Origin of the sequence: Bradyrhizobium sp. 31Argb (genome assembly GCF_043638955.1) — a bacterium.
Taxonomy (GTDB): Bacteria; Pseudomonadota; Alphaproteobacteria; order Rhizobiales; family Xanthobacteraceae; genus Bradyrhizobium.
The window spans coordinates 1-5,141 of record NZ_JBEGDB010000411.1; the positions used below are offsets into that span (position 1 = coordinate 1).

The 5,141-nt window shown below is 62.6% G+C and carries 4 protein-coding genes; 2 read left to right on the plus strand and 2 right to left on the minus strand.

All coding sequences use genetic code 11. From position 1 onward, the window contains the following. The first annotated feature begins 128 nt into the window (after positions 1–128). Together AAFX91_RS38790 and AAFX91_RS38795 are read left to right on the plus strand one after the other, a co-directional pair. A complete protein-coding gene (locus tag AAFX91_RS38790; RefSeq protein ID WP_394570020.1) occupies positions 129–971 on the plus strand; it encodes an AAA family ATPase in 843 nt (280 codons plus the stop codon). A gap of 78 nt (positions 972–1,049) precedes the next feature. After that, positions 1,050–2,552, plus strand: coding sequence for a flavin-containing monooxygenase (locus AAFX91_RS38795; protein WP_394570021.1), 1,503 nt, complete (start codon positions 1,050–1,052; stop codon positions 2,550–2,552). Between the two features lie 148 nt (positions 2,553–2,700). On the opposite strand, the gene AAFX91_RS38800 is transcribed toward AAFX91_RS38795, so the two are convergent. Continuing rightward, a complete protein-coding gene (locus AAFX91_RS38800; protein ID WP_394570022.1) occupies positions 2,701–4,344 on the minus strand; it encodes a GMC family oxidoreductase in 1,644 nt (547 codons plus the stop codon). Positions 4,345–4,371: 27 nt separating this feature from the next. Then, a complete protein-coding gene (locus AAFX91_RS38805; protein WP_282531477.1) occupies positions 4,372–4,965 on the minus strand; it encodes a GNAT family N-acetyltransferase in 594 nt (197 codons plus the stop codon). Positions 4,966–5,141: the final 176 nt, after the last annotated feature.

Here is a 5,141-nt window from a genome sequence, read left to right on the forward strand (position 1 = left end):
AGGCTTCCTCCTAAAAGAAAGCCTTGAATCACGTTCAATCTGATTTGAGAATCCCAAGAGTCCACACGGCCTAGACCTGCTTGGTTTTTCCATTAGTATCAAATTGAAACTCATCATGACGGGGTAGTATGAAATTCACCGGTACCAAGGATTATGTCGCCACCGATGACCTCAAAGTCGCTGTCAACGCCGCCATCGTGCTGGAGCGCCCGCTTCTGGTGAAGGGCGAGCCCGGCACCGGCAAGACGGTGCTGGCCGAGGAAGTCGCCAAGGCGCTCGATGCACCGCTTCTGACCTGGCACATCAAGTCCACCACCAAGGCGCAGCAGGGCCTCTACGAATATGACGCAGTGTCGCGGTTGCGCGACAGCCAGCTCGGCGACGCCCGCGTCTCGGACATCAAGAACTACATCAAGCGCGGCAGGCTGTGGGAAGCCTTCACCAACGAGAAGCGCCCGGTGCTCTTGATCGACGAGATCGATAAGGCCGATATCGAATTCCCCAACGATCTGCTACTCGAGCTCGATCGCATGGAGTTCTTCGTCTACGAGACCGGCGAGAGCATCAAGGCCAAGCTGCGCCCGATCGTGATGATCACTTCCAACAACGAGAAGGAATTGCCGGACGCCTTCCTGCGCCGCTGCTTCTTCCACTACATCAAGTTCCCCGATGCGGACACGATGGAAAAGATCGTCGACGTCCATTTCCCCGGCATCAAGAGACGACTGGTGGAAGAGGCCTTGCGCATCTTCTTCGAGGTGCGGGAAGTGCCGGGCCTGAAGAAGAAGCCCTCGACCTCCGAATTGCTCGACTGGCTGAAGCTGCTCCTGAACGAGGACATCACGCCGGAGATGCTGCGGGAGCGCGATCCGCGCAAGCTGATCCCGCCGCTGCACGGCGCACTGCTCAAGAACGAACAGGACGTGCACCTGTTCGAGCGGCTGGCCTTCCTGAGCCGCCGCGAAGTCTGACTTGACGATCTACGAAGCGCCGGGAGCACCCCGGCGCTTCGCGCGTACTGCCAATAAAACAACAAAAGAGCGGGGAAGATGAACGTCCAAACACAGATCCGTGCTGCCGAACCCATCACCTCTGAGCATTTCGACGTCCTGATCGTGGGCGCCGGCATTTCAGGTATTGGCGCCGCCTACCACCTCACCACGCAGTGCCCCGGGACCAGCTTCGTCGTGCTGGAGACGCAGAAGACGTTCGGCGGCACCTGGAGCACGCACCGCTATCCCGGTATCCGATCCGACAGCGACCTCCACACCTTCGGCTATCGCTTCAAGCCGTGGACCAGCGCGCCGATCGCAACCGCCGCCGAGATCCTGAAATATATGGGCGACGTGATCGAGGAGAACGACCTCGCGCGCCACATCCGCTATCGCCACACCATCACGTCGGCGAAATGGTCGAGCGAGACCAATCTCTGGACCATCGACGCCACGCGCACCGACACCGGCGGACACTTCCGCTTCACCACCAACTTCTTCTGGATGTGCCAGGGCTACTATCGCCATGCCGAGGGCTATACGCCGGAGTGGAAGGACATGGCCAAGTTCAAGGGCCCGATCGTGCATCCGCAGAAATGGCCCGAGGATCTCGACTACAAGGGCAAGCGCGTCGTCGTGATCGGCTCCGGCGCCACCGCCGCGACGCTGATCCCGGCAATGGCCAAGGACGCCGGCCATGTGACGATGCTGCAGCGCTCGCCGACCTATTTCCGCACCGGCCGCAACGCGATCGAGATCGCGGAGCAACTGCGGCAGTTGCAGGTCGACGAGAAGTGGATCCACGAGATCACCCGCCGCAAGATCCTGTTCGACCAGGACGCCTTCACCCGCAAGACCTTCGAGAAGCCTGAGGAGGCCAAGAAGGACTTGCTGTCGGCGGTCGAAGCCTATCTCGGCAAGGACTATGACATCGCGACCCACTTCACGCCGCGCTATCGCCCGTGGCGGCAGCGCATCGCCTTCATTCCCGACGGCGACCTGTTCCAGGGCATCAAGGCCGGCAAGGCTTCCGTCGTTACCGACGAGATCGAACGCTTCACCGAAAAGGGCATCCTGCTGAAATCCGGCAAGGAGCTCGAAGCCGACATCATCGTCACCGCGACCGGCTTCAATCTGTGCGCCACTGGCGATATCGAATTCGAGCTCGACGGCAAGCCGCTCGATTTCGCCGATACCGTGACCTATCGCGGCATGATGTTCACGGGCGTGCCAAATCTCGTCTGGGTGTTCGGCTATTTCCGCGCAAGCTGGACCTTGCGCGTCGACCTCGTCGCCGACTTCGTCTGCCGCCTGCTCACACACATGAAGGAAACGGGCGCGAAGAAGGTCACGCCGGCGTTGCGACCGGAGGACCACAACATGCCGATCCTGCCGTGGATCGACGAGGAAAACTTCAACCCCGGCTACATGCTGCGCGGCATGCACCTGTTGCCGAAGCGCGGCGCCAAGCCGGAATGGCAGCACAACCAGGACTACTGGGCCGAGAAGGACGAGTTTCCGACGATCGACCTCGCGGACAAGGCGTTCGTGTACAGCTAGACCCTCGTCCCAGCGGACGCTCTCAACGTCATTGCGAGGAGCGACAGCGACGAAGCAATCCATCTCTCCGCACGTGGCGCGATGGATTGCTTCGCGGAGCCCGTCATCGGGCGCGCGTTCGCGCGACCCGTTGGCTCGCAATGACAGCTCAGGCCATTTCGGGAAACCTTACCGCCTCCGGCGCGGTCCGCCCGCGGATCATGTCGGAGGCCTTGTCGGCGATCATCATCGTCGAGGCGTTGAGATTGGCGGAGATCATGCGCGGCATGACGGACGCGTCGACCACGCGCAGGCCCTGCAATCCGTGGACGCGGAGCTGGTCGTCGACGACGGCCCATCTGGCATCTGCCGGACCCATCCGGCAGGTGCAACCGGGATGGAATGTGGTGGTGCCGCGCTCTGTCGCCGCCGCCAGGAGTTCGTCGTCGCTCTGCACGTTCGGTCCGGGGAAATCCTCGTAGTCATAGTAGGGCGCAAGCGGCGCCGACTTCAGCAAGCGGCGCGCCAGCTTCATGCCGGCGACGACGACGCGGCGGTCGAGTTCTTCGACGAGATAGTTGGTCTGGATGATCGGCGGTGCGAACGGGTCTGACGAGCGGATGCGGACATAGCCGCGGCTCTCCGGCCGCTGCTGCCAGGAGGCGACCGTCATGCCGGGCTCGTCCTCGAGCTGGCCCTGCACGCCTTCCTTGTAGCTCGCCGGCGTGAAGGTGAGCTGGAGGTCCGAGCTCTCCGTGGTCTCGCCCGAATGCCAGAAGCAATAGACCATGGTCGGCGACAGCGACAGCAGGCCGCGCCGCGTCGTCGCCCATTTCAAGGCCTCGACCCACAGGCTCAGTCCGCGCCGGAGCTCGTTGATGGTCTTGATGTTCTTGACGCGCGCGACCGAGCGCGGCGCGTAATGGTCCTGCAATCCCTCGCCGACACCGGGCAATGCATGGCGCACCTCGATGCCGTGCGACTGCAACAGTTCGGGCGAGCCGACGCCGGATAATTGCAGGACCTGCGGCGAGTTGTAGGCGCCGCCGGAGAGGATGACTTCCTTGTTGGCGCGCACCTCGACCGGCTCGCCGCCCCGCCCTCCCCGAAGATAGCGCACGCCGACCGCGCGCTTGCCTTCGAAGATGATGTTGGTGACATGCGCATGCGTGCGCACGTTGACGTTCGGCCGCTTGCGCGCCGGATGCAGGAACGCTTTCGCCGCGCTCATGCGCAGGCCGTTCTGGATCGTGCGCTGGCAGTAGGACACGCCCTCCTGGATCGCGCCGTTGTAGTCGGGGTTGCGCGGAATGCCGAGGCTGACGGCCCCCGCCATGAAGGCTTCGCAGAGCGGGTCCTGCCAGTCCATGGTGGTGACGGTGAGGCTGCCGTCGCGGCCGCGATAGGTCTCGTCGCACTCGCCGACGCGGCGTTCCATCCGCTTGAAATAGGGCAGCACGTCCGGATAGCCCCAGCCGCGGTTGCCGAGCTGCGCCCAGGTGTCGAAGTCCTGGCGCTGGCCGCGGTTGTAGATATGGCCGTTGATCGAGGACGAGCCGCCGAGCGTCTTGCCGCGCGGCGCATAGATGCTGCGGCCGCCGGTCCAGGGGCCCGGCTCCTGCTGGTAGGCCCAGTTGACGCTCTTCATGTGGAACGTCTTGATGAAGCCCGCCGGCAGATGGATATAGGGGTGCCAATCTTTCGGGCCGGCTTCGAGCACGCAAACCGTGGTGCCGGCATCCTCGCTCAAGCGGTTGGTCAGAACGCTACCGGCGGAGCCCGCGCCGATGATCACATAATCGAACGTTTCCATCGTCTCGTTTCTGGCGCGGCAGAGCGGCTACCGCGGCTTTTCGTTGAGTTGATAGTTGAGATGCGCCTTCACCGTCGGCCATTCGCTGGCGATAATGCTGTAGACGACGGTGTCGCGCAACGTGCCATTCGCTGCGATCTGGTGGCTGCGCAGGACGCCGTCCAGCTTGGCGCCGAGCCGCTCGATGCCGCGGCGGCTCTGGTGGTTGAAGAAATGCGTGCGGAACTCTACCGCAATGCAATCGAGTGCCTCAAAGGCGTGCGTCAGTAACAGCAATTTGCACTGCGTATTGACCGCGCTGCGCTGCACACGCTTCGCGTACCAGGTCGAACCAATCTCGACGCGCCGGTTGGGCGCATCGACATTCATATAGGTCGTCATGCCCGAGATGGTGCCGCCGGCATCGAACACCGTGAACGGCAGCATCGATCCAGCCGCCTGCAGACCAAGCCTGCGGTCGATCTCTTTGCGCATGTCTTCCGGGCGCGGAATGGACGTGTACCAGAGCTTCCAGAGCTCGCCATCCTTCACGGCCTCGACGAGTCCGTCGATGTGATCCTGCGACAGCGGCTCCAGCCGCGCCTGCGCGCCGCGAAGGGTGATCGGTTCAAGCCAGGGCATGCAACATCCTCTCCGTCATTGCGAGCGAAGCGAAGCAATCCATAGCGCCACTTGCGGGGACAGTGGATTGCTTCGTCGCTTCGCTCCTCGCAATGACGTACTAGGGTCTGTTGGGATTCAGGATTCTCATTCGTGCTTGGCTGTGATTCAAGCTTTGGATGGAACGATTCGTTTTG

Coding starts and splice junctions, on each gene's coding strand:
- AAFX91_RS38790 (WP_394570020.1), top strand. CDS start 129: ATGAAATTCACCGGTACCAAGGATTATGTCGCCACCGATGACCTCAAA.
- AAFX91_RS38795 (WP_394570021.1), top strand. CDS start 1,050: ATGAACGTCCAAACACAGATCCGTGCTGCCGAACCCATCACCTCTGAG.
- AAFX91_RS38805 (WP_282531477.1), bottom strand. CDS start 4,965: ATGCCCTGGCTTGAACCGATCACCCTTCGCGGCGCGCAGGCGCGGCTG.
- AAFX91_RS38800 (WP_394570022.1), bottom strand. CDS start 4,344: ATGGAAACGTTCGATTATGTGATCATCGGCGCGGGCTCCGCCGGTAGC.